Genomic DNA, 23,476 nt, shown 5'->3' with positions numbered 1-23,476 from the left:
GCACAATAAAGTGATGACAAATTTTGTTGCTCAGGGTTATCCTTACAACATGCAAGGGCGGTTTCTACAGGTAAATATTTCAATAAAATTACATTTATATAAGTAATGAATTTTCCCATAGAATACACACCAATATTTTGTTATCAATAACAACAGCATTTAAATTAGGTTCGTACCCAACGACCGGCAATTAGGAGAGAAAAAGATTATGACAGATTCCGCAGATGATCTAGATGCATTGTTTGAAGAGATGTCCAATCAAAGAGATGTAGGTGCAGCTTCGGTTGCTGCAACGGCAATTTCAGAGCCTACTGTAGAAAATTCTCACAATAAAATGTCGTTGAGCAAAGACGGAGAACAAGCTTCGAAACCGATGTTTGATCGGCTTGGAAATCTAGTCCGTATGATGCACGATTCGATGCGCGAACTTGGTTATGACCGCTCACTTTCCGATGTGGCATCGCAAATTTCCGATGCTCAAGGACGATTAGAGTATGTAGCGACATTAACAGAACAAGCTGCAAACAAGGTGCTTAACGCAACCGATGTTGGAATCCCCGAACAAGATGTTTTAGCAAAAAATGCCAAAGACATTGATCAGCGTTGGTCAACGCTGTTTAGTGGAAAAATGAGTGTTGACGAATTCAAACTATTGGCATCTGATTCAAAATCGTTTGCGAATAAGGTATTAGCTTCGACCGATGCTGAGAAGGCACGCCTGTTAGATATTATGATGGCACAGGATTTTCAGGATTTAACTGGGCAACTCATCAAAAAAGTTTTAGTAATTACGCAATCAGTCGAACAAGAATTAGCACAAATATTGCTCGACAATGCACCACTCGAACTGAAAGAAAAGGCCATTGAATTGATGGAAGGACCGTCCGTTCCAAATGCTGCATTAGAGCAGGACGATGTAGATAACCTACTTGATAGTCTGGGTTTCTAAATGGATGACATGCTCAAAGAATTTGTCGTTGAGGCCTTAGATTTAGCGGTTAATGTAGAAGAGCATTTGCTCTCACTACAAAAAAACCCTGAGGATATGAATACCCTCAACGCTGTGTTTAGATCCTTTCACACCATTAAAGGTGGCGCAGGTTTCATGAATTTGACAGCAATGGTTTCAGCCTGCCATTTGACTGAGAATTTATTTGACGCATTACGCACGGGGAAGTCCCCAGTCACTCCTATTGCTATAGAAGCGGCGCTTGAAGCGAGTGGCTTCGTTTCTGATCAATTGACTGCGCTGTCAAATGGCACGAATCCTGATCAATTATCGACGATGCCTGCGGCACTTGAGCAATTGCTGAACGACGCAATAGATGGAAAATCGACCTCAAACAAACCGGCGCCGAAGACGGCGGCCTCACATCAACCAGTTGCCACGACTACGGAACCAGTAGCACCCGTCGTTGAAGGCGAGGTGCCTTGGGATGCCTATTACCGCGCTGTAGTGCCAGCTGGAACATTGCCTGATGTGGTTCCACTTAATCCTGTTGTCAAACAAGAGCAGGAAGCGGTCAAGACTTCTTTGGCAAGCAATGAAATCAAGCAAAACGCGCCAGTCAAGGAAGAAAGTATTCGTATCGACGCGGTTAAGCTGGACGTATTGTTAGAAGTCGCAGGGGAGTCTGTGCAAGCAGCCAACCAAGCAGCAGTTTTATTGGAAAAGCTATCGCAATTTCCATTCGATGGTGACGCTGCTCCGCTAATGTCTGCACTGACAGAAACTTTGAATCGTGCATCACGCTATTCAACAGAACTTCAACGCGCGACGTTAGCAACACGCATGCAGCCGGTTGGTCGTCTGTTCCAAAAATTTCCGCGTTTAATTCGTGAATTAGCAAAAGACTTAGGCAAGGAAGTCGACCTTGAAATCTCCGGCGCAGAGACTGAAGTTGATCGCGTTGTTGTTGATAGCTTGTATGACCCCTTAGTTCACATGCTCCGCAATTCTTTAGATCATGGTATTGAATCAGCAGACGAACGTGCTGCTACGACAAAACCAGCACGCGCAAAAATTTTGTTAAAAGCATGGCAAGAAGCTAGCAGTGTCATGATTGAAGTGACAGATGATGGCAAAGGTATGGATGCCAATCGTCTGCGTGAAAAGGCAATTTCCAAAGGCCTGATTAATGCACATGAAGCACGCACTGATGATGAAGCATTCCAATTAGTCTTCTTACCTGGCTTCTCGACCAAAGAAGTCGCGTCAAGTGTATCTGGTCGTGGTGTAGGGATGGACGTTGTAAAGACCGCCGTTGAACGGCATCGTGGCGCTATCCGCATCAATTCACAGTTGGGCAAAGGCACGACTTTCATTATTCGCCTACCTATCGAATTATCGATCGTTCCAACCATGTTAGTGCGTACCGCTGGTGCTTCATTAGCATTGCCGATGTCAACTGTGCAGCGTGTTGTGGAGTTGCCAGAAACTTTTGAAAGTGTTGGTGGACAACCAGTGTTACGTGACTTAGGTAGGCCATTACCAATCCGCTCACTTGGTCAGGTATTAGGTTATGAAAAGAGCACAGAGCGCGTCGGCATCGTGATTGCCGCACCTAATCCTTATATCATTTCTGTAGACTCTGTTGATGGTACTTCTGACTTGGTGATCAAACCATTAACCTGCATATCGACGCCAGGTATTACCGGAACTGCGCGTTCTGCAGAAGGTGAATTGGTATTGGTGATTAGTTTGTCATTCTTACTCGATGGCTGCAAAGTCGTTGAGCGACACGGCACATAATACGTCACGATATGCAGTCGTCAAACGGCGGCGGACTTTGCAGTCTGCCGCCGTTTCAACATGAATCCCGGTTCTCTGTCAAAATAGTGATCCAATATCTGTCGCGGCATCGCACCTCCCCATGAGCCAATCTGATTCACAAGTTCAAAACACCCTTAATTTTCAAAATTGCTTTGCTAAATTAGGATCACCATTCTTCACAACATTACATCCAAGCCCAATAAAATCGCCATACTTAGTTGCAGCTAGCCCTGCTATGTTACGTGCCTTCAACATCAGTGATGAACAAATTAAAGAGCCGGAATTTGTCGAAATATTTAGTGGCAATCGGGTTCATTCAAGTAGCTGTCCGTTAGCAGCCGTATACTCAGGCCATCAGTTTGGAATTTGGGCAGGTCAATTAGGTGACGGTCGTGCCATTTTGCTCGGCGATCTCGCTCTACGCCAGACAAATGAACGACATGAAATTCAACTTAAGGGAGCTGGCATGACGCCCTACTCTCGCATGGGCGATGGGCGCGCTGTATTGCGCTCGTCAGTGCGTGAGTTCTTGTGTTCAGAAGCGATGGCTGGACTCGGCATCCCCACTTCACGTGCACTTTGCATTACTGGTTCAGATCAATATACGATGCGTGAAATGCCCGAGAAAACGGCAGTTGTTACACGAACGGCGCCAAGCTTTATTCGTTTCGGATCATTTGAGCATTGGTATTACCATGAAAAACCCGCGCAATTGCAGCAATTGGCTGACTTCGTAATTCAGCACTATTATCCACAACTACAGAATACTGAACATTCTTATCAGTCTCTATTGAAACACGTCGTCATCAAAACCGCCCAATTAGTTGCGCATTGGCAATCTGTGGGATTTATGCACGGCGTTTTGAATACAGACAATATGTCAATTCTTGGTCTGACATTGGATTATGGACCATTTGGATTCATGGATGGATTTGACCCAACCCATATTTGCAATCATAGTGATAGTCAGGGACGTTATTCGTATCAGATGCAGCCACGAATCGGACAATGGAATTGTCATGCACTAGCGCAAGCTCTATTGCCTTTAATTGGTGATGTAGAATCTACACAAGAAGCTTTATCGCATTATGTTGAACATTATGAGGTTCACTACCATAAGCTGATGCGGCAAAAATTCGGTTTACTCGACCAGATCCCCGATGATGATGAATTATTCGCTGAGTACTTAGATTTAATGGCTAGTACGCGAACGGATTTCACCCTCGCTTTTAGAAATTTGAGTCAGATTAAGCATCAACCCAGCACCAACGACAATGCTCTACGAGATTTATTTCTTGACAGAGCTGGCTTGGATATCTGGTTGGAGCGTTATCGTTTGCGTTTACAGCAGGAAAATTCAAATGATGTAGAACGTCAGCTGCGGATGAATCAAGTCAATCCAAAGTATATTTTGCGAAACTATCTGGCACAACAGGCCATCGAAAAGGCTGAGCAAAAAGACTTTAGCGAAATTGAGAAACTTTTGAAAATATTAGTAAATCCTTTCGCTGATCAACCTGAATTCGACCAATATGCTCAATTGCCACCAGATTGGGCAGGTCAACTATCGGTTAGCTGCTCTTCTTAAACCCCGTAGAACTTTTTCGTATTTCACTGCATACTTCGACCATCAACTATGAACAAAATCAAAAAAACAGATGCCGAATGGCGTCATCAACTAAGCGACATGGAATATCAGGTAACGCGGCATGCCGCCACTGAACGAGCATTCACTGGCCAATTTTGGGATCACCACGAGATTGGCATTTACACTTGTGTTTGTTGCGATACGCCCTTATTCGAATCGGATGCTAAGTTTGATTCGGGCTGCGGTTGGCCCAGCTACTTTAAAACATTGAATCCTGAAAACGTGAGAGAAATTGCAGATCACTCACATGGCATGACGCGTATTGAAATAGTGTGTAATATCTGCGACGCTCATTTAGGTCATGTATTTCCCGACGGGCCAGCACCAACCCGCTTGCGATACTGCATTAATTCGGCTTCACTCAAATTTAAGGCAAAAAACTAACACCATGATGAAATTTTTGTTTGATGTATTCCCCGTCATTTTTTTCTTTATTACCTACAAATGGGGTGAAAGAAATGCCGAAACTTCGCAACAAATAGCCAACCAAGTACTTTCACAATTCACTGCAGGCAATGGAATAAGCTTAGAACAAGCGCCAATTCTTTTGGCGACAGCACTTGCAATCGTCGCATCGGTGGTTCAAATCGGCTATCTCTTAATCTCCAAGAAAAAAGTTGATGCGATGCTGTGGATATCATTTTTCATCATTACCGTATTCGGTAGCGCAACCATCTATTTTCAAAATGACGCCTTCATCAAATGGAAACCAACCATTATTTATTGGTGTTATGGCATTTCATTCTTGATCAGTGATTTATTCTTTAAGAAAAATCTGTTAAAAGTGGCTATGGGCGGGCAAATCATCATGCCAGATGATATTTGGCGTAAGCTTAATTTGATATGGGCGGTTTATTTCATCAGCATGGGGATCCTCAATATTTATGTGGCGTTTAATTTTCCGCAAAGCACTTGGGTTAGCTTTAAGTTGTACTCCATTGGTGCTTTACCGGCATTTCTAATTTTGCAAAGTTTTTTCCTCGCAAAGCATATTCAGGACCCACAATGAGCGACCGTATTCAACGAATCCAACAAAGACTGCACGCAGCTTTAAAACCAGACTTCTGTGAGTTGAAAGATGATTCTGCTGCACATAGAGGCCACGCTGGCGCTGCAGGTGGTGCAGGACATTTTACTGTTACAATTATGAGCGATAAATTTGAAGGCTTAAATCGTATTTCCCGCCACCGACTAGTGTATGATGCCGTTGGCGATTTAATGCATACGGAAATACATGCACTTGTTATCCATGCGTTAAGTCCTTCTGAATCACCAAAATAACATTTTATTAACCGTTTTTGTTGTACTTACTTTGTATTTTAGGAACAGATAATGACTTTTAAACCCGCTCATTTGCTGGTTGTACTTCTAGTAACCGCATTCCCTGCGATGGCGCAGACTTTGGCAACGGTCAATGGAAAAGCAATCCCTGCTTCAAAAGCAGAACCATTTGTAAAGCAAGCTTTGGCACAAGGTCAAAAAGACACGCCACAATTGCGCGCTATGATTAAGGACCGTTTGGTTGGTACAGAAGTATTGTTGCAGGAAGCAGAGAAAGCTGGCTTCTCTAAGAGCGAAGATGTGAAATTGCAAATCGAAATGGCTCGTCAGCAAATTTTGATTCAATCATTGATGCGTGCACATGTTGAAAAAAATCCAGTATCCGAAGCCGATATCAAAGCAGCTTACGACAAATGGAAAGCACAAAACGGTGATAATGAATTCCATCCTTTCCATATCTTGGTAGAAAAAGAAGATGATGCCAAAGCCATCATTTCCAAATTAAAAGGTGGCGCTAAGTTCGAAGAATTAGCGAAGCAATCTAAAGATACTGGCTCTGCCGGCAAAGGCGGCGATCTGGATTGGGTTTCCCAAGCTAATGTTCCACCAGCGTTTGCAACTGCGTTGACGTCTTTGAAAAAAGGTCAATTCACGGAAACCCCAGTCAAAACAGAAGTTGGATTCCACATTATCAAACTGGATGACGTACGCCCTTTGAAACTGCCTACCCTGGAAGAAGTTAAGCAGCAGATCGGTGAAAGTCTGGTACAGGAAAAAGTTCAGGCTTACCAACAGTCTTTGATCAAAAAAGCAGCGATTAAGTAATTTTAAGTCACTCGCTTTACCCATAAAAAAAGACGCTTACGAGCGTCTTTTTTTATGATGCGTGAAATCCTTAGACGCCCATTTTCTCCAACATACTCCCTAGCTCACGTAAGGCAGGCTCCAGCTTCGGATGTTTGCTGGCAAATTTGGCGTAAATAGCGCGCGATCGATCACTCAAGGCGACATACAAAGGATCATCTGGGCTTTCTTCCTTAGCTAAGACAGTTTCAATATCCTGATGCAGATTGTGTAGCAAAGTTTTCATCTCAGCATCAACCTGCTCGGTGCTGTGTAAGCCATCTTGTAATTGTTTGAGCAAACCTTTTAACATATCGCGTTTCATACTTTTCTCCTTAATTCTTACAATCACAATTTTACGGTTACCACGACTACCCTAGTTTCCGCATTACGATCCAATTCAGTGTAGCACTAAGCTTTGAAAAGTAAGGCTACCGCTTCCGCAGCAATACCTTCTTCTCGTCCTAAGTAACCTAATTTCTCATTGGTCTTTGCTTTGATATTGACTTGCATCGATGTCACCTGCAAATCCTCGGCAATATATTGAACCATGTTGGGAATATGCGGTGCCATCTTGGGTTGTTGGGCAATGATGGTAGCATCCAGATTCCCCAAAACATAGCCAGTCGCATGGACACGGGCAATCGCTTCCCTCAGTAAAATACGAGAATCTGCACCGGCAAATTTAGCATCTGTATCTGGAAACAATTTACCAATATCTCCAAGCGCAGCAGCGCCGAGAAGTGCATCGGTAATTGCATGCAATAAAACATCCGCGTCAGAGTGCCCTAACAAACCAGTTTTATGGGGAATATCGACGCCTCCAATGATTAATTTGCGCCCTTCAACCAAGGCATGACAATCGTAACCTTGGCCGATTCGAAATGGCAAAGGCAACGTAACGGACTGTTTTTTTTCATTTGTGCTCATAATTCTTTAAAAAATAACTTCAAAAATTCCAAATCTTCAGGCACTGTCAGTTTAAGATTGCGCATTGCACCTTCAACTAATTTAGGCCTATATCCTATTGTTTCAATAGCACTGGCTTCGTCAGTCACCACGATTGCCATTTCCAGCGCACGCGACAATAACCCCAAACTAAACATCTGTGGTGTCTGCGCGAGCCACAAATTTGTTCTATCGATCGTTTCTACCTGCCCCGCAATAATTCGCTTTACGGTATCCACCACCGGCAATGCCAACAAACCACCGTTCACATCGTCCCCGACCGCCTCGATCAACTTACTTACCAACGCGGGAGTCAAACCTGGGCGTGCCGCGTCATGCACCAGAATATGATCGTGGTCTTGATAATGACTGAAATTGCGTATCACATCTAAGCCATTTTGTACGGTATCACGACGCGTAGCACCGCCACAATTAAGCACCGTCAGCTTTTTGTGCTCAGCTAAAGCTTCGTCAATAAAAGCATCTTCAACACTGACCACCACAAAAATCTGATCAATTTGTGGACAATTCAGAAAACAATCAACGGTTCTTTGAAGAACGCTTCTTCCTACCAATTCTAAATATTGCTTAGGCACATTGGCCGCCATACGAGCACCGACCCCAGCTGCAGGAATCAAGGCAATATATTTTGGCTTTACACCATTTGGATTTCCCCCTTGTAACTTGTGGGGCAAATCGGATAAGTGGGAAGATTGTTGGGTCATTTCAAGGATATAAATAGCTAGGCTTGCGCATCGTTTATAATTGATCTTCATTTTAACCGCCAATTCTTGCTCCTGGGCTTTTTCCAGACTGTTTAGCAAGAATTTGCAGAACTCCTTGCTTTACATCTAATGTCTTTCGATTTCATCAAAGCGCTACCCAAAGCTGGTCACCGATTCGTGTTGCCGTCGACCCATGGCTCGGCCGACGCCTATGCCATCGCGCAAGCTGCTGCAGCATTAAAAGCCGAGCAAAGATTCTTGACCATCTTCGTCGCTAGTCCGGCTGACGCACAACGATTGCTCAGTGAATTGCCATGGTTCGCACCTGATTTGCGCTGTCATTTGTTACCAGATTGGGAAACATTGCCGTATGACGCATTTTCGCCGCATCAGGATTTGGTATCAGAGCGTCTGGCGACCCTATATGAAATAAATAGTGGCAACTGCGACGTCTTAATCGTTCCCGCGACTACAGCCTTAGTGCGTATGGCACCACCGTCTTTCTTAGCGGCTTACACCTTCTTCTTTAAAGTCGGTGAAACCCTTAACGAAGCCAAACTCAAAACGCAATTGACGCTGGCGGGCTACACCCATGTCTCACAAGTCATGTCACCGGGTGAGTATTCGGTGCGCGGTGGTTTGATTGATTTATTCCCAATGGGTTCGGTCCTTCCTTATCGCCTTGACCTGTTTGGCGATAGCATAGAAACCATACGTACCTTCGACGCAGATACACAACGCTCGTTGTATCCGGTCAAAGAAGTCCGACTGCTACCAGGCCGTGAATTCCCTATGGATGAGGCAGGTCGCAGCGCATTCCGTAATCGTTGGCGCGAACAATTTGAAGGCGATCCTTCACGTTCCACCGTCTACAAAGATATAGGTAACGGCATCGCTTCGGCTGGTATTGAATATTACCTCCCTCTATTTTTTGAGTCGACAGCGACACTTTTCGATTATCTACCGCAAAACACACATTACGTTTTGATCGGTGATATCGAGGAAGCAATACAACGCTTTTGGACCGACACGCGCTCACGCTATCAGTTTTTAAAATCCGACAGAGAACGCCCTGTACTGCCGCCAGAAACGATCTTTTTACGTGATGAAGATTTTTTTGCGACGCTGAAATCTGAATCCCGTTGGATCGTACAAAATGGTGGTGCGGCATCTGAAGTTTCCAGTTTTTTGCCGGATATCGCAGTCAATCGTCGAGCCGATGATCCTCTGACGAATTTGCGTTCGTATTTATTACAAACCGATAAACGCGTTTTCATCTGCGCAGAAACAGCCGGCCGTCGCGAAACTTTGCAGCAGTATTTTCGTGATTTTGATCTAGAAATCAGCATCACTGAAGACTACACCGACTTCATCACCAGCAGCCCCAAACTAGTCTTGGGTGTCGCGCCTTTACACGCTGGTTTTCAAGCGCAAGACATCGCATTCATCACGGAAACCGAGTTGTACGCTGGCTCTGGCAAACGCATAGGTCGCAAGAAGCAAGAAGCAGTAACGCAAGTTGAGCACATGGTGCGCGACTTATCAGAATTAAAAATTGGTGATCCTGTCGTCCACAGCAATCATGGTATCGGCCGCTACATGGGTCTCATCAACATGGATCTGGGCGAAGGCGAAACCGAATTTCTGCATTTGGAATACGCGAAAGACACTAAGCTATACGTACCGGTATCACAGCTGCACGTGATTTCACGTTATTCCGGCGCATCACCAGACGACGCGCCTTTGCATGCGTTAGGCTCGGGTCAGTGGGAAAAAGCTAAACGCAAAGCCGCTCAACAAATCCGCGATACGGCCGCAGAATTACTCAATCTGTACGCTCGCCGCGCTTTGCGTCAGGGTCATGCATTTGAATATTCTGCGCACGACTACGCGGCGTTCGCTGATAGCTTTGGCTTTGATGAAACGCCTGATCAGGCAGCGGCAATCACGGCAGTGATTGGTGACATGACCTCCGGCAAACCGATGGATAGATTGATTTGCGGCGATGTTGGCTTTGGCAAAACTGAAGTCGCTTTGCGAGCCGCCTTCGTTGCGGTCATGGGTGGCAAGCAAGTCGCCATTCTCGCACCAACTACACTACTTGCCGAACAACACGCGCAAACTTTCACCGATCGCTTCGCCAATTGGCCAGTGAAGATTGCGGAGTTATCACGTTTCAGGAGCGGCAAAGAAATTGCGCAAGCCATAAAAGGCATGGGCGACGGCACTGTCGATATAGTGATCGGTACGCACAAACTTTTATCCGATGACGTGAAATTCTCGCGCCTCGGTTTGGTTATTATCGACGAAGAACATCGTTTCGGTGTGCGTCAAAAAGAAACGCTGAAAGCCTTGCGAGCGGAGGTTGATGTATTGACTTTAACCGCGACGCCGATTCCACGTACATTGGGCATGGCGCTAGAAGGATTGCGCGACTTCTCGATCATCGCGACTGCGCCACAAAAACGTTTAGCGATTAAAACATTCGTGCGCAGTGAAGGCGATTCCGTGATCCGTGAAGCGTGCTTACGTGAACTCAAACGCGGCGGTCAAGTTTATTTCTTGCACAATGAAGTCGAGACGATCGAGAACCGCAAAGCCATGCTGGAAGCCTTGCTGCCAGAAGCCCGCATCGCGGTCGGTCATGGCCAGATGAATGAACGCGACTTAGAAAAAGTCATGCGTGATTTCGTTGCACAACGCTATAACATTTTGCTGTGCACGACGATTATTGAAACTGGTATTGACGTCCCAACTGCCAACACCATCATCATGCATAGAGCCGATAAATTCGGTTTAGCGCAATTGCATCAATTACGTGGTCGCGTTGGACGTTCGCATCATCAAGCCTATGCATACTTACTGGTACATGATGTGCAGGGTTTAACTAAGCAAGCGAATCGCCGTTTGGAAGCGATCCAGCAAATGGAAGAGCTCGGCAGCGGATTCTACTTGGCGATGCACGATCTAGAAATCCGTGGCGCGGGTGAAGTCCTTGGTGACAATCAATCGGGTGAAATGCATGAGATTGGCTTCCAGATGTATTCCGATATGTTAAGCGAAGCCGTACGCAGCCTGAAAAATGGCAAAGAACCAGATCTAGCAGCCCCACTTTCCAGCACAACCGAAATTAATTTACACATCCCTGCTCTCTTACCCAGCGATTTCTGTGGTGATGTTCACGAGCGCCTATCGATCTATAAGCGTTTGGCAAATTGCAACAAGCTTGATGCCATTGATGATTTACAAGAAGAGATGATAGATCGCTTCGGCAAATTACCAGAGCCGGTCAAATCACTCTTAGAAACACACCGATTGCGCGTTGCCGCCAAGCCGCTGGGCATCATCAAAATTGATGCGCATAGTGAGGCCGCAACCCTGCAATTTGAACCGCAACCACCAATTGATGCGATGCGCATTATCGAATTGGTTCAGAAAAACAAACACATCAAACTGAACGGACAAGATAAGTTACGTATCAGCGCCAACATGCCCGATCTGGCAGCACGTGTTGCCCAGATTAAGAGCACGATGAAAGCGCTACACTAATCATCCGAAATTACATTTAACATGCAGAACATGAATTTAATCATACAAAGCTTAAATGCTGTTTTAACACAACAAGCGGCAACGATACAAAGCATCGCGCAAATGTCACGCGCGGAAAAAATCGTACCGATTAATACCAATGCAATTCGTCTGGAAAACGTACAATGCGACGCTAAGATCCTGCAAGAAATTCAAGAGCAATGCTTAGTCGCGAAGCTTGACGTTTATCATGGATCACAACATCAACTCAGTGACTTCAAGCTGGTCGCGATGGACATGGATTCGACTTTAATCACCATAGAATGCATAGACGAAATCGCCGATATGCAGGGCCTAAAACCGCAAGTCGCAGAAATCACTGAAGCGGCAATGCGCGGTGAAATTGAGTTTCAAGAAAGCTTAATTCGTCGCGTTGGCTTACTGAAGGGATTAGACGCATCCGCCCTGCAAAAAGTCTATGATCAACGTCTACAATTATCACTTGGCGCGGAGAACATGCTTAAGCAAGTTCAACAAGCTGGTATGAAAACCTTATTAGTATCAGGTGGATTTACCTTCTTCACAGACCGAATGAAGTCACGCTTAAATCTCGACTACACACACGCCAACGTGCTCGAAGTCGTCGATGATAAATTGACTGGTAAAGTCATCGGCACCATCGTTGATGCTGATGAAAAAAAACGCACGGTTGAAAAAATTTGCGCAGAGCTTAGCATTAGCACGCAACAGGCGATCGTGATGGGTGATGGTGCAAATGATTTGAAAATGATGGGGATTGCCGGATTGTCGGTGGCGTTCCGCGCCAAGCCTGTGGTGCGAGCACAAGCCAATGTCGCTTTGAATTTTGTGGGACTGGATGGCGTTTTAAATTTGCTTTACTCCTCATAACTTTAAAAGTCTAAACTTAGAGATAGAAACAAATACAAAAATTAGCGCGAGATTTTGCCGTTTAGTTGACACTGAATGGCAATTTTTTTGTGCTCAAGTTGGCTTCGCCGGAGCCGCACTTCTAGCGACACATCACAACTATGTCTTTTTGTCAGAGCTGAAATGAGTAGACAAGTGATCGTGGCAAAGCAAAGCAAGAAATAACACATATGCCTAAAAAATTAAAGCCTCTATTTTCACCTTAATGTTTTAAAAGCTTAATTGGCAAAGAAATGTTAATACGCAATCCACCTTCACTCCGGTTGGTTGCCGAGATTGAGCCCCCACACATCGTTACTACTCGTCGTGCAATAGCCAATCCTAATCCATGACCATCTGCATTTATCATGCTGTCGTCACATCGGAAGAAGGGTTCGAAGATTGCTTGCAGATCTTGCTCCGAAACGCCGGGTCCATCGTCTAACACGGAAAAAAACCACTGCTGCTGGATTTCATCAACGCGTGATTCAAGTAGGACGTTAGTATTTACCGCTGTAAATCTAACTGCGTTGCGCAAGACATTTTCAATTGCACTGTAAATGAGTTCGGGCTGCCCATTGAGCAGAACTTTGCAATTGCCTACTATTTCAACCTTGCAATTTTTGGTTTCGGCTTCGAATTGCGCATTTTCTATAATCTCCATAAGCATCTCGTCGATATCAATATCAACATTCAACGATGTCTTAACACCAGCTTCGAGCCTGGACAAGGTTAAAAGTTCTCCCACCAACTTGTCCATTCTCACGCTTTCACGCTCTATGCGTTCCATTGAAGACTCTAACTTATCAGGCTGCTGATGTGCGAGACCAATTGCTACCTGCATTCGCGCCAGCGGAGAACGTAATTCATGAGAAACATCGTGTAGCAATCGTCTTTGTCCTTCCATTAAAGCCCGTAACTGCGCAGCCATATTGTCAAAGTCGCGTCCCAGATTTGCTAACTCATCACGTCGAGTGCCCATCCTAGGCGCAACTTTTGTGTCGAAATCTCCTTTCGCTATCGCGCCAAAGGCCGCACGGAGATTGCGTATCGGCTTTGAAAAATACCAAGCAAGAAGAGCGGCAAAGATCAAGCTAGCGATCACTGCTGCTAACTGAGGAAGTACAAGCATCAAAGGATAATCTTGCAGCGACGGTGGTCCATCCGCTCTAAACAAAGGACCTTTGTCCAAGGAATGCATCGACGTTTTATCGTGAGCCAATTTTTTTGAAGCTACAAATAATATGTAAGAGTGTCCCCCAGCTATCTTCAATTCACGAGCCGCGTGTTCTGTGCTGTTTTGACCGAGGATGCCGTTGAGCTCACCAATCATTTTTACATTAACTTCACGCCCTAATAACTCACGACCTTGCTCATCGACTGCGTAAATTTGATGAAGCCCCTTCTCACTTCTAATCAGGTTTTGCAATGCAGCTATCCCGCCATATTTAAGCGTAGAAGCCGCTGCGCTAACCATGAAAATTGCCGGAGGCGCTCTGTCGATTACAGTACCAGTTTGATCTTGATTGCGTTCTTTCAACCAAAATGTACTTCCAATTGAAACCGCCGCTAGCAACTGTGCCAGCAAAATAAAGAAGAAAAATTTCCAAAATAAGCGCCCCAACACTCACTCCCGAATATATTGATAACCGAGTCGATAGACAGTTTGTATACACGAGCGGCCGTCTGATAGCACCCCCAGTTTCTGTCGCAGACTACTTAAGTGAACATCAATATTGCGATCAAAGCGCGCCAAAGGTCGGCCAAGACCTATTTCTGAAAGTGCATTTTTACTGACTGGGTGACCGACATTTCGTGCCAGCATTTCTAATAGATTAAATTCAGTGCTAGTGAGTTCAAGTTCTTTACCTGCCCAATCTGCACGACGTTGTTCCGGGTACATTGAAAGCGCGCCAACGGAGATAGGTTTCAACGTCTCGTCAGAATTTGTCGCACCAACTAATTGTTGCGTGCGACGTAAGATGGCACGAATGCGCGCGGTAAGTTCGCGTGGTGTGCATGGCTTGGGAACATAGTCATCCGCGCCAAGTTCAAGTCCGACAATCCTGTCCGCATCATCGCCTTTTGCGGTGAGCATTAATATAGGCATATTACTTTTAGCGCGAATTTGTCTAAGTGATTCGATGCCAGACAGGCGAGGCATCATGACATCGAGCACGGCAATCTCATACTTACCAGACAAAGCTTCAATCACACCGGCGGCACCATCCTCAACTACGACGACGTCAAAAGCCTCGCGTTCAAGATACTCCTTGAGCATGTCCATGAGCTCCACATCGTCATCGATCAACAAAACTTTCGCCATAAGATGATACTTTTTAATTTGCCGAGCTACTTACTAAAAACGGAATGACAAATTTAAGCAGAAGCCCCTATCAAGGCTTGAGATTAAGGATGCCTGGAATATTCAAAACTGCGAAAGATCGGAATAGATTTATTTCGACATTCCTGAAAAATCAAAATAGCGAAGGCGCTCTTCTAAAGAGTCATTCAAAAAATCAACATGTAATGATATTAAAATTGCGCCCATTTACAAGACTATGTCGCCAATTTTTACCTAAATTTACTAAGGCACGACCTATCTGCACAGCTATTGCATATCAATTATTTAACCCGAACTGCAAACCGGTCTGAATCATGAGCTTCTTACAAAATTGCGGTCATCAAACCGTACAAGTCGCCTTCATACCATGAACGTCGAGTCAACGATGCCTGGTTACGCGAGCTTTTACCCTGTCTTATGCCGAAGTATCAATATTTTTACCTAGCGCATCCTTTGCTGGCTTATTTTCAGGTGATTCACTCTTCAAGGAATAAAGTAAGGCTTCTACGGCTGATACTGTTCCGTCCTGATTTGTATCTGCGGCTTCGTAGGTTTTGGAAGTCGCACTCGACCCTGCCTGCTTGGCACCATCCATACCACCATTTTTGCCTGGACCTTCAGCAGAACCAGATCCTTGTGGGCTCCCTGCTCCGCCAGGGGGGCCACCAGCAGGGGGCTTGAGGCTACCACTCTTGATTGCCGACTCGATATCGGATTTTGTGATGCTACCTGTCTTATTTGTATCGATGGAATCGTAAATCTTCGTGGCATCGGCAGAAGATATACCTTTTGCCGTTAAAGTTGAGATAAACGTCTCTTTGGTAACACTCCCAGAATTATTGGGATCTAGATCACTCATCATTTTCGATGCGATCTTAGTTGCCATCCTTGATGGTTCAAAACCTTGTATATTTCCGTTTCCGCTCGCGGTAATTGACATAGACATATTGACCTCCTTAAGTTGATCTGCTTCCCCATGACGCTGGGTTCATAGTATTGTTATCGGCAGACAGTTCGGACACTGAATTCCATTTTATGTAAAACCGTGTAAAGAATAAACGACTTATCCAGTAGACTTTCCGTTGGTGAAGTAGATTGACGGCATGGCGAAATTGAATTTCAAGGTATTCGATGGGTCGAGATGGTTTGCTGAAAGGCTTAGAAGCATCTTCACCGACAGAATGAAATCACGTCTCAATCTCGATAACACCCGTGCCAACGTACTCGAAATTGTTGACGACCAACTGACTGGCAAAGTCGTTGACACCATCGTAAATGCCGATTAAAAGAAACGGATGATTGAAAAAGTATGTGCCGAGCTCGATATCAGCCCGCAACAAACTATCGTCATGGGCGACGGTGCGAATGATTTGAAAATGATAGGCATCGCTAGACTATCGCTTGCTTTCCGCGCCAAACCGGTGGTGCGTACGCAAGCTAATGTCGCTTTGAATTTTGTTGGATTGGATGGTGTATTAAATATTTTGACGGGCTAGCTAGTAAAATTTGTAGGGTGGGTACAACCAGCGCCGCCAGAATTCTCAAAATGTCGCAATGCCTATTTGACGCGTGAGCAAATACTTGAACGATGAATCGTTAAGAATGATCTACGGCGCGGGTTGTACCCGCCCTACGGAATTTAATAAATATGTATATTTAGAACTCTATCCATATCAAAACAAAACCATTACTCGCCATTTAACGATGTCAAGAATCGCGGCTGCATACGCAAAGAATTTGCGATCATATGAAACTCTTGCTCATTTTTTTCATAGTCTTCCTCAAAGCACCAAGTCGTCAAATAGAGAACTTTTTTACCTATACGGATTTGTGTCGATAAATAATGCAAAGGCGCTGCATTCTTATCTCGTCCACGAATTTCTACTTGAAACCCTTCAAAATTTTGAAAAGTCGTTTCATTAATTCTGGTTATATCTGAGTAGGCTAATTCGTCACGCAAACGCACGTACATAGAATCTCGACTATCGGACCAAATCAAGAATGGATTTGCGTCATAGACACTGATGAAAAGCGCCGCCTGCCCCTCACGATTTTTCGCAAAGACTTGATACAGAGGAGATGGCGAGGCACCTGCTTCCCATTTACTGTTGGCATCAAACTCAAAATCATAATGCGCGCTGCGCAACTTCGACTGAAATACCTCTTTCGGAATTTTGTGTTCCCCATCGGTGCGCTCTGCCCTACCACCAGACTGTAAAGTAAGCACGTCTCGCACAGCTCTTCGCTTTTCGCTAGTTTCTTGCATGCGATAGACATATTTATCATCGACTGGCGGATCGTATTCATCAAATTTTTTGGCATAGCCTGTTTTCAAACATTCTGTCTTTGCGTCTAAGGCCCAGCCTTCTGGCACGAACTGTTTATCAGAAGAAGACGCCTTGGCTATACCAAAAATCCAAGGTCCACATTCCATGTCCACTACTTGTGTCTTAACACTTGTACAAGCAGTCAAGAAAGTCATAGCTACAATGAACATACCGATCCGGTTTACTATTTTTTTCAAGGACAATCCAATCCTAAGTTTGTTTTATTGTTACCGGATACCCTAAGTGAAGAGCACCCGGTGAATTCAAAAGGGCTTAATCCAATTTCCAAACATAGTCAACTTGTATTTTGCTTGCTTGAGGCTTACCGTTAAGTGTTCCCGGTTTACCTGTACATTTACCTGAAAGAAGTTGGTTCTTCACGGCATCATCCAACAAGGGAAAACCGCTGGATTTTTCAACATTAACTTGTTCAATACGCCCTTTAGCTGATAAAAGGACAGAAAGTCGAGACATACCTTGAGCTTCATTGCGCAATGCTTCGCGAGGATATTCTGGCATGCATCCTGCCTTCATAAAGTTAACCCGGGCATCCTTTGTCACATCTTTGCTATTTTGCCCTTTGTTTTTTGAAGATTTTGACTCCGGTACGACTTGTGAAGTCTGATCGCCGGACACATTCGATTCAAGCAGCGACTCGTTCGAATCTGTCTCGGACATTGATCCAATTGGTGTTGCCACAATACGATTTTGTGTAGTTGATTGGTTTTGTTGGGTCAAGGTTGAAATTGACGCATTCGCAGCTAAGCCGACGCAAGCCGCTGCAATACCGACTGCTGTGACCGCGGATCTCCAATTAATGCTTTGTACTTCTGGACGTATTAAACGTTTGATTCTGGACATAAGATTTCCTCCATGTGCCGCTTGGGCGAGTTGAGGGGTGGTGAATTGGAGTAGTTCCAATTCTTGTAAAGCAAGTGCCAGACGCCGCGGTTCGCCGAGCATGCTTGCGGCTAAATCATCCGCAATATTTTCTCTTTCATTACGGATTTTCTTTGAAATCCACCAGACTGCCGGGTGGAAGAACAAAAACATTTCAATGACATTCTGAATAAAATTCACCAGGTAATCGTAACGCGATATATGCGCCAATTCGTGCGCCAATAGTGCTTCTAAGTGCGCTGGTGCCATTCCCGTAATCAAGGATGCGGGTACCAAAATCATTGGCCGCAGCCAGCCTATGGTGATCGGGCTTTGTAAGTCTTGAACGACTCTAAGCATCACGCGATTTGGCAATGCAAAGCCTTGCGCTAAGCGATTGACTTGTTGTTGCCAATGGGCGCTGACCGTACTGCGCTGTCCGTGACTATAACCGCGCAACCACCACAAACCTAAGCTTAAGCGCAGACCTAAAAGGCCCACGACAAGCGCCCAACACAGAACAATATTGTGGATATTTATCTGGAGCCAACTGCCCATATCGTGTAGCCTTGAATCTCGGACGAGCGTCCATTGTTGGGCGCCGACACTCGCAAATCCATCAACCAATTCTGCTCTCAAGTGCAACGCTTGACCGACTTGCCAAACCGGAATTAAGAGACAGAAAATCAAACCGAGACAGCCAATGAGATAACGTGTTTGTGCTCGCGCGTTTCGGCAAAAAAGTAACAGAGCTGCAATAATCACCGCGATTAAAGTTCCTTGCCATACAAAATGAATTAAAGCCCAGCCTATCGCGTTGATTGTAGAAATCACGGCGTTGTTGAGATCAATGCTCATTTTCATCTCCATGCAAAAACTTCTGAATTTCTTCACGTTCCTCTTTGCTTACATGCGAACGTAAAGCTGCCAGGACCAAGGCTTTAGCCGAGCCAGAAAAGGCTTTGTGAATCAAATCTTTAACAAGATTTGTCTGCAAGGTATCTTGCTCTACCACTACGGAATAAACATGGGCTCTTTGGCTCTCATTTCGATGCAATTGGCCTTTGGTATGCATCACTTGCAGCATACGTAAAACGGATGCATAAGCGAGATCTGGGCGTTCTTTTATCGCCGCTTCATGTACTTGCTTCGCCGTAGCTGGACCAAGTACCCACAACAATCGCATTAACTCCATCTCCGCTGCAGTTGGCTTTGGTGGGCTAGATTTTTCACTCGTTTTTTCACTGATTGGCAAAGGTTTCTTATTCATGTCGATAAGGATTGAAGTAGATTGATTGGTCTAGATTAAAAGATCTAGATCAATATGTCTAGATCTTTTTCATTGTATTTTGAATTGTTGTTTTTGAATACAAAGTGGTTTTCCTGAAATTAAACGATCTCAATAGGCGTTTGTAGATTGCGGTAATCAGCAAAACTCGGGGCGGTCTTTTGAAGGAAACCTTATCTATGTATTCGGTGGCTCAGGATATAATCAATCTGTATTCGGATCAGATACTGAATACTCGTCAGTACAACGCCAAGACAAAGTTCGGGACCAACGTCAACACAAAATCAATGCAAAACAATCGCAATACGAATTCATCTATTCAGCTACTTATCCTGGGAGTTTTTTAATGATCGATGTCTATTCATGGCCTACACCGAACGGTCATAAGGTCCACATCATGTTGGAAGAATGTGGCTTTAGCTATCGTGCGATTCCCATCGATATTGGTGCAGGAGCGCAATTCACGCCGGACTTTTTAGCCATATCACCCAACAATAAAATTCCTGCGATTGTGGATGCGGATGGCCCGAATGGAAAACCAATAGCATTATTTGAGTCTGGCGCGATACTGGTTTACCTTGCCAGTAAAGCTGGACAATTTTTAGGGAAAACTGACCGCGAAAAATTTGAGACATTACAGTGGTTAATGTTTCAAGTTGGAGGATTTGGCCCCATGTTGGGCCAGGCGCATCATTTCAGAATTTATGCGCCGGAGAAGATTGACTATGCATATGATCGTTATACAAACGAAGCCAATCGCCTCTATCGAGTGTTGGAAAAACAATTAGTACATCAAGCCTACTTGACGGGAGAGAATTATACGATAGCCGACATAGCCTGCTTTCCATGGGCGCGTTCTGCTGCAAATCAGGGAGTCAATTGGGAAGATTATCCACACACCAAACTTTGGTTTGACAAAATTCATGCACGACCTGCTGTGCAAAGAGCACTAAGCGTGTTAGCTGACCACAAAAAGCCGTTGACCGATCCCAAAGCAAAAGATATTTTGTTTGGTAAGACGCAATATGCAAAAAAATAGAGATACACTAGAGTTAGGTAAGTTCATGTATTTATTCGGTTTCTGAACTTAACTTTTGTCATTGCGCCAGCACAAAATATCTCTCAAGAAAATGATCACAATATGCGACGCGCACCTAAAAAGAAAATACAAAAATTAGCTGGTGATGCATTGCGCATTGCCAACCTGTCTCTGGCCGTATCCCAAGCTGGTAGCCGCCTCGAAGATCATGACTGGCAGTCTTTACTGGATGCCATGATTGCCAAAAATTTGGAAGGTAGGCACCAAAGTATTCTGGATGCAGCAGCAGAACATGTCTTTACGAATCAACCAGATGCCTACGAAGTCTTAATAGAAGCCATTGAATCGATCGCCACTTCAGGGCAAATCAAAGACGGCGAGAGCGACTACGATATCATTTTGGTGGCCGCACCGATATTGGCATGGAGCCGTTTTGATATTGCCTCAGGCAACATCCCTGCCCCGATATTAAAAACTTTGACCACGAGTTGGCGTGAGTCTCTGCTATGTAAAGGTGTGCAAGTATGTCTATTGCCGACGCTGTATTCCATTGATCAATTGCCACAAGATCATTGCACTATCAATGAACTACTGCATCATACGGCGCAAAATTTCCTACAAAACAAAGCCATCGTAGCACCTAAAGAATTACCGAAGACCGTGCCATTCTTAGCAGATAGCCGCTACTTGCTAGGTGTGGTTTTGGCACCGAGTAACGCCCCCGTGTTTCAGTGGCAAATGACTCCGTCACCTTTTGATATTGCGAAGGCTAAAGAAGCCACTCTATTACTTTGGAAGCAAAGAGCCCATGCAGATATCGCACATCTGTTGCCCGGGTGTGGATTTGAATTTCTTTTGCCAGAGTCGTACTACTCTGCGTGCCGTGAGGCCGATATTTTGGTGCGTCCGATTTCTATCCGCGCCACCGTATTTTATTTGTGCCAAACCTTGAATGTCGATGCCAGCGACTTGAGTGCTATTTTGGGTCGATTTGGTCCTGAAACACATCCTGGGCAAGTCGATGAAATCCGGGTTGGATTCACTCTCAAGAAAGCACCAGAAGTCATTTATGGCGTGATCTGGCCCCTGTATCAGCAAGAAGATGAACTCAATGCCTTGGTCGGACCGTCGATTTCCACGATGGATGAACGCGAAGGTGAAATTCCTACCTTATTGAAGGAAAGCGGTATCAGCCAAATTCAAATTTTGGAAGATATCTTTGGAATGGAATTCTGTGAGGATTGCCAAGCGCCGCTGTATGCCGATGCGGAAGGTGACTTAGTGCATCCAGAGATGCCTGACGATGCCCCGCCGGAAGGATCTGTGCACTTACATTAATGTGCTTTGCGTGGCTTTTTTAAAGCACTAAGTCAAACGGGGAGATAATTGTTAGTCACAATTTTTCCCCGTTTCTATTGCCACACTGAGAATTACAACATGCGTGCCAGCAAAGCCTTATCGTATTTCGCGTCTAGAGGGATGCGCACTTTGTGACCAGCACCTCCAATGACATCGACTGACTCATTACGCTTATTGCGGATCTCACCTAATGTCACGATTTCATTTCCAATTGGATGAATAATTTCGATTTGATCGCCGACTGAGAAACGATTCTTCACTTCCACTTCTGCCCAACCATCTGCCACCGATAGAACATTGCCCACATACTGACTGCGGTGAGCCTTTGACACGCCTTCCATGTAGTTTTGATGCTCTTGGGTGTGATGACGTTGGTAAAATCCATCGGTATAGCCACGATTCGCTAAACCATTTAACTCACCCAACAACTGTTCATTAAATGGACGTCCCGCCACGGCATCATCAATTGCACGGCGATACGTTTGTGCAGTACGTGCGACGTAGTACAACGACTTAGTACGACCTTCGACTTTGAGTGAGTCAACACCAATTTTCGCCAGACGTTCGACGTGCTCTATCGCACGCAGGTCTTTAGAATTCATGATATAGGTGCCGTGCTCGTCTTCCAGTATTGGCATGAAACTACCTGGGCGCCCTGCTTCTTCCACCAGATATGGACGATCCGCCAAAGGATGGCGCGGCATATCGCCCATTGCGGAGAATGACTGATTCGCATCTTCTAAAGCTTTATTGAAATCGAACTTGATGGTTTCAACTTGAATACGTTGCAAGTCGCCAGTTTCATTCTCAGTCGCATTCTCAACCTTGTAATCCCAACGGCAAGAATTCGTGCAAGTACCTTGATTAGGATCGCGGTGATTGAAGTAGCCCGACAATAGGCAACGACCAGAATAGGCAATACACAAAGCACCGTGCACGAATACTTCCAATTCCATTTCTGGGCAACGCTGTTTGATTTCTTCAATCTCATCTAAAGATAATTCACGTGACAAAATCACGCGAGTTAATCCCATTTTTTGCCAGAATTTAACGTCAGCCCAATTCACCGCATTCGCTTGCACCGATAAATGCACATTCACTTCCGGCCATTTTTCACGCACCATCATGATCAAGCCTGGATCCGCCATAATCAGCGCGTCTGGCTTCATGGCGATCACTGGTTCCATATCATTCAAATAGGTTTTGAGTTTGGAATTATGGGGGAAAATATTGCTAGCGACAAAAAAGGATTTGCCACGCGCATGTGCGCCCTCGATGCCTTGTTGCAAAATATCTAAAGTGGAGAATTCATTGTTACGCGCACGCAAGCTATAGCGAGGCTGACCGGCATATACAGCATCTGCACCGAAATCGAATGCCGTATGCATTTTTTCTAAAGAGCCGGCTGGCAATAATAATTCTGGTGCCTTGAACTTAGTAGAACTCGAGGCAGAAGTGGGATTTGTCATAGCAACACCATTTAAAAAATACTACGCTCCCTGTAGAAAGAGCGCTTAAAGTTAACTAATTTTACGAAATTCTTACACAAATCAATCAGTACATTCTG

Annotated in this window: 21 protein-coding genes and 1 pseudogene; 12 read left to right on the top strand and 10 right to left on the bottom strand. The window is 44.9% G+C overall.

Annotated elements, in window-relative coordinates:
- Positions 1 to 208 precede the first annotated feature (208 nt).
- From ACO0KW_RS05355 to ACO0KW_RS05325, 7 genes are all read left to right on the top strand, one after another.
- Positions 209 to 949, top strand: a complete 741-nt coding sequence (locus tag ACO0KW_RS05355) for a protein phosphatase CheZ (RefSeq protein WP_423051350.1) — start codon at positions 209 to 211, stop codon at positions 947 to 949.
- Positions 950 to 2,752 carry a chemotaxis protein CheA gene (locus tag ACO0KW_RS05350; protein ID WP_423051348.1) on the top strand — a complete coding sequence of 601 codons (1,803 nt, stop codon included), beginning with the start codon at positions 950 to 952 and terminating at the stop codon, positions 2,750 to 2,752.
- A gap of 121 nt (positions 2,753 to 2,873) precedes the next feature.
- Positions 2,874 to 4,361, top strand: a complete 1,488-nt coding sequence (locus tag ACO0KW_RS05345) for a protein adenylyltransferase SelO (protein ID WP_423051346.1) — start codon at positions 2,874 to 2,876, stop codon at positions 4,359 to 4,361.
- Positions 4,362 to 4,409: 48 nt separating this feature from the next.
- A complete protein-coding gene (gene msrB / locus ACO0KW_RS05340; RefSeq protein ID WP_423051344.1) occupies positions 4,410 to 4,805 on the top strand; it encodes a peptide-methionine (R)-S-oxide reductase MsrB in 396 nt (131 codons plus the stop codon).
- A 4-nt stretch (positions 4,806 to 4,809) separates the two neighbouring features.
- Positions 4,810 to 5,430 (top strand): septation protein A, encoded by a 621-nt coding sequence (locus tag ACO0KW_RS05335; protein WP_423051342.1) that lies wholly within the window; start codon positions 4,810 to 4,812, stop codon positions 5,428 to 5,430.
- Complete coding sequence (locus tag ACO0KW_RS05330) at positions 5,427 to 5,702, top strand: BolA family protein (RefSeq protein WP_423051340.1); 276 nt, start codon at positions 5,427 to 5,429, stop codon at positions 5,700 to 5,702. The genes ACO0KW_RS05335 and ACO0KW_RS05330 overlap by 4 nt, the downstream gene beginning before the upstream one ends.
- A 51-nt stretch (positions 5,703 to 5,753) precedes the next feature.
- Positions 5,754 to 6,527 carry a peptidyl-prolyl cis-trans isomerase gene (locus ACO0KW_RS05325; protein ID WP_423051338.1) on the top strand — a complete coding sequence of 258 codons (774 nt, stop codon included), beginning with the start codon at positions 5,754 to 5,756 and terminating at the stop codon, positions 6,525 to 6,527.
- Positions 6,528 to 6,597: 70 nt separating this feature from the next.
- Here ACO0KW_RS05325 and ACO0KW_RS05320 read toward each other — a convergent pair whose 3' ends face one another.
- The 3 genes from ACO0KW_RS05320 to ispD all read right to left on the bottom strand — a co-directional run bounded on the left by ACO0KW_RS05320 (position 6,598) and on the right by ispD (position 8,218).
- The gene (locus tag ACO0KW_RS05320) at positions 6,598 to 6,870 is read right to left on the bottom strand and encodes a DUF4404 family protein (protein WP_423051336.1); all 273 of its coding nucleotides are present in this window, start codon (positions 6,868 to 6,870) and stop codon (positions 6,598 to 6,600) included.
- 86 nt (positions 6,871 to 6,956) lie between these two features.
- A complete protein-coding gene (ispF, locus tag ACO0KW_RS05315) occupies positions 6,957 to 7,475 on the bottom strand; it encodes a 2-C-methyl-D-erythritol 2,4-cyclodiphosphate synthase (protein ID WP_423051334.1) in 519 nt (172 codons plus the stop codon).
- Positions 7,472 to 8,218 carry a 2-C-methyl-D-erythritol 4-phosphate cytidylyltransferase gene (gene ispD / locus ACO0KW_RS05310; RefSeq protein ID WP_423051332.1) on the bottom strand — a complete coding sequence of 249 codons (747 nt, stop codon included), beginning with the start codon at positions 8,216 to 8,218 and terminating at the stop codon, positions 7,472 to 7,474. Before ispD ends, ispF begins: the two co-directional genes overlap by 4 nt.
- A 129-nt stretch (positions 8,219 to 8,347) precedes the next feature.
- Here ispD and mfd point away from each other — a divergent pair, with 129 nt between their 5' ends.
- Together mfd and serB are read left to right on the top strand one after the other, a co-directional pair.
- Positions 8,348 to 11,767 carry a transcription-repair coupling factor gene (gene mfd, locus ACO0KW_RS05305; protein WP_423051330.1) on the top strand — a complete coding sequence of 1,140 codons (3,420 nt, stop codon included), beginning with the start codon at positions 8,348 to 8,350 and terminating at the stop codon, positions 11,765 to 11,767.
- Between the two features lie 30 nt (positions 11,768 to 11,797).
- Positions 11,798 to 12,655, top strand: coding sequence for a phosphoserine phosphatase SerB (gene serB, locus ACO0KW_RS05300; protein WP_423051328.1), 858 nt, complete (start codon positions 11,798 to 11,800; stop codon positions 12,653 to 12,655).
- 241 nt (positions 12,656 to 12,896) lie between these two features.
- On the opposite strand, the gene ACO0KW_RS05295 is transcribed toward serB, so the two are convergent.
- The 3 genes from ACO0KW_RS05295 to ACO0KW_RS05285 form a co-directional block, all read right to left on the bottom strand.
- On the bottom strand, positions 12,897 to 14,297 hold the full coding sequence (locus ACO0KW_RS05295) for an ATP-binding protein (protein WP_423051326.1): 1,401 nt from the start codon (positions 14,295 to 14,297) through the stop codon (positions 12,897 to 12,899).
- 3 nt (positions 14,298 to 14,300) lie between these two features.
- Positions 14,301 to 14,999, bottom strand: coding sequence for a response regulator (locus ACO0KW_RS05290; RefSeq protein ID WP_423051324.1), 699 nt, complete (start codon positions 14,997 to 14,999; stop codon positions 14,301 to 14,303).
- 433 nt (positions 15,000 to 15,432) lie between these two features.
- Positions 15,433 to 15,963 (bottom strand): EF-hand domain-containing protein, encoded by a 531-nt coding sequence (locus ACO0KW_RS05285; RefSeq protein ID WP_423051322.1) that lies wholly within the window; start codon positions 15,961 to 15,963, stop codon positions 15,433 to 15,435.
- A gap of 217 nt (positions 15,964 to 16,180) precedes the next feature.
- On the opposite strand from ACO0KW_RS05285, the pseudogene ACO0KW_RS05280 reads away from it, so the two are divergent.
- Positions 16,181 to 16,513, top strand: a pseudogene (locus ACO0KW_RS05280) (HAD hydrolase family protein); the annotation flags it as partial.
- Positions 16,514 to 16,704: 191 nt separating this feature from the next.
- On the opposite strand, the gene ACO0KW_RS05275 reads toward ACO0KW_RS05280, so the two are convergent.
- The 3 genes from ACO0KW_RS05275 to ACO0KW_RS05265 form a co-directional block, all read right to left on the bottom strand.
- Positions 16,705 to 17,541 (bottom strand): hypothetical protein, encoded by an 837-nt coding sequence (locus ACO0KW_RS05275; RefSeq protein ID WP_423051320.1) that lies wholly within the window; start codon positions 17,539 to 17,541, stop codon positions 16,705 to 16,707.
- A gap of 76 nt (positions 17,542 to 17,617) precedes the next feature.
- Positions 17,618 to 19,081 (bottom strand): TonB family protein, encoded by a 1,464-nt coding sequence (locus ACO0KW_RS05270; RefSeq protein ID WP_423051318.1) that lies wholly within the window; start codon positions 19,079 to 19,081, stop codon positions 17,618 to 17,620.
- Positions 19,071 to 19,493 (bottom strand): BlaI/MecI/CopY family transcriptional regulator, encoded by a 423-nt coding sequence (locus ACO0KW_RS05265; protein WP_423051316.1) that lies wholly within the window; start codon positions 19,491 to 19,493, stop codon positions 19,071 to 19,073. Before ACO0KW_RS05265 ends, ACO0KW_RS05270 begins: the two co-directional genes overlap by 11 nt.
- A 364-nt stretch (positions 19,494 to 19,857) precedes the next feature.
- On the opposite strand from ACO0KW_RS05265, the gene ACO0KW_RS05260 reads away from it, so the two are divergent.
- On the top strand, positions 19,858 to 20,550 hold the full coding sequence (locus ACO0KW_RS05260) for a glutathione binding-like protein (RefSeq protein WP_423051314.1): 693 nt from the start codon (positions 19,858 to 19,860) through the stop codon (positions 20,548 to 20,550).
- A 102-nt stretch (positions 20,551 to 20,652) separates the two neighbouring features.
- Positions 20,653 to 21,888 (top strand): DUF2863 family protein, encoded by a 1,236-nt coding sequence (locus tag ACO0KW_RS05255; RefSeq protein WP_423051312.1) that lies wholly within the window; start codon positions 20,653 to 20,655, stop codon positions 21,886 to 21,888.
- A 92-nt stretch (positions 21,889 to 21,980) separates the two neighbouring features.
- Here the strand turns inward: ACO0KW_RS05255 and yegQ are convergent, their stop codons facing one another.
- Entirely contained in the window at positions 21,981 to 23,378 is a 1,398-nt protein-coding gene (gene yegQ, locus ACO0KW_RS05250; RefSeq protein WP_423051310.1) for a tRNA 5-hydroxyuridine modification protein YegQ, read from the bottom strand.
- Positions 23,379 to 23,476: the final 98 nt, after the last annotated feature.

It is taken from the genome of Undibacterium sp. Ji22W (assembly GCF_049340305.1).
Taxonomy (GTDB): domain Bacteria; phylum Pseudomonadota; class Gammaproteobacteria; order Burkholderiales; family Burkholderiaceae_D; genus Undibacterium.
The sequence above is the reverse complement of the archived record's forward strand: the minus strand, read 5'-3'. Positions and strand labels throughout refer to the sequence as shown.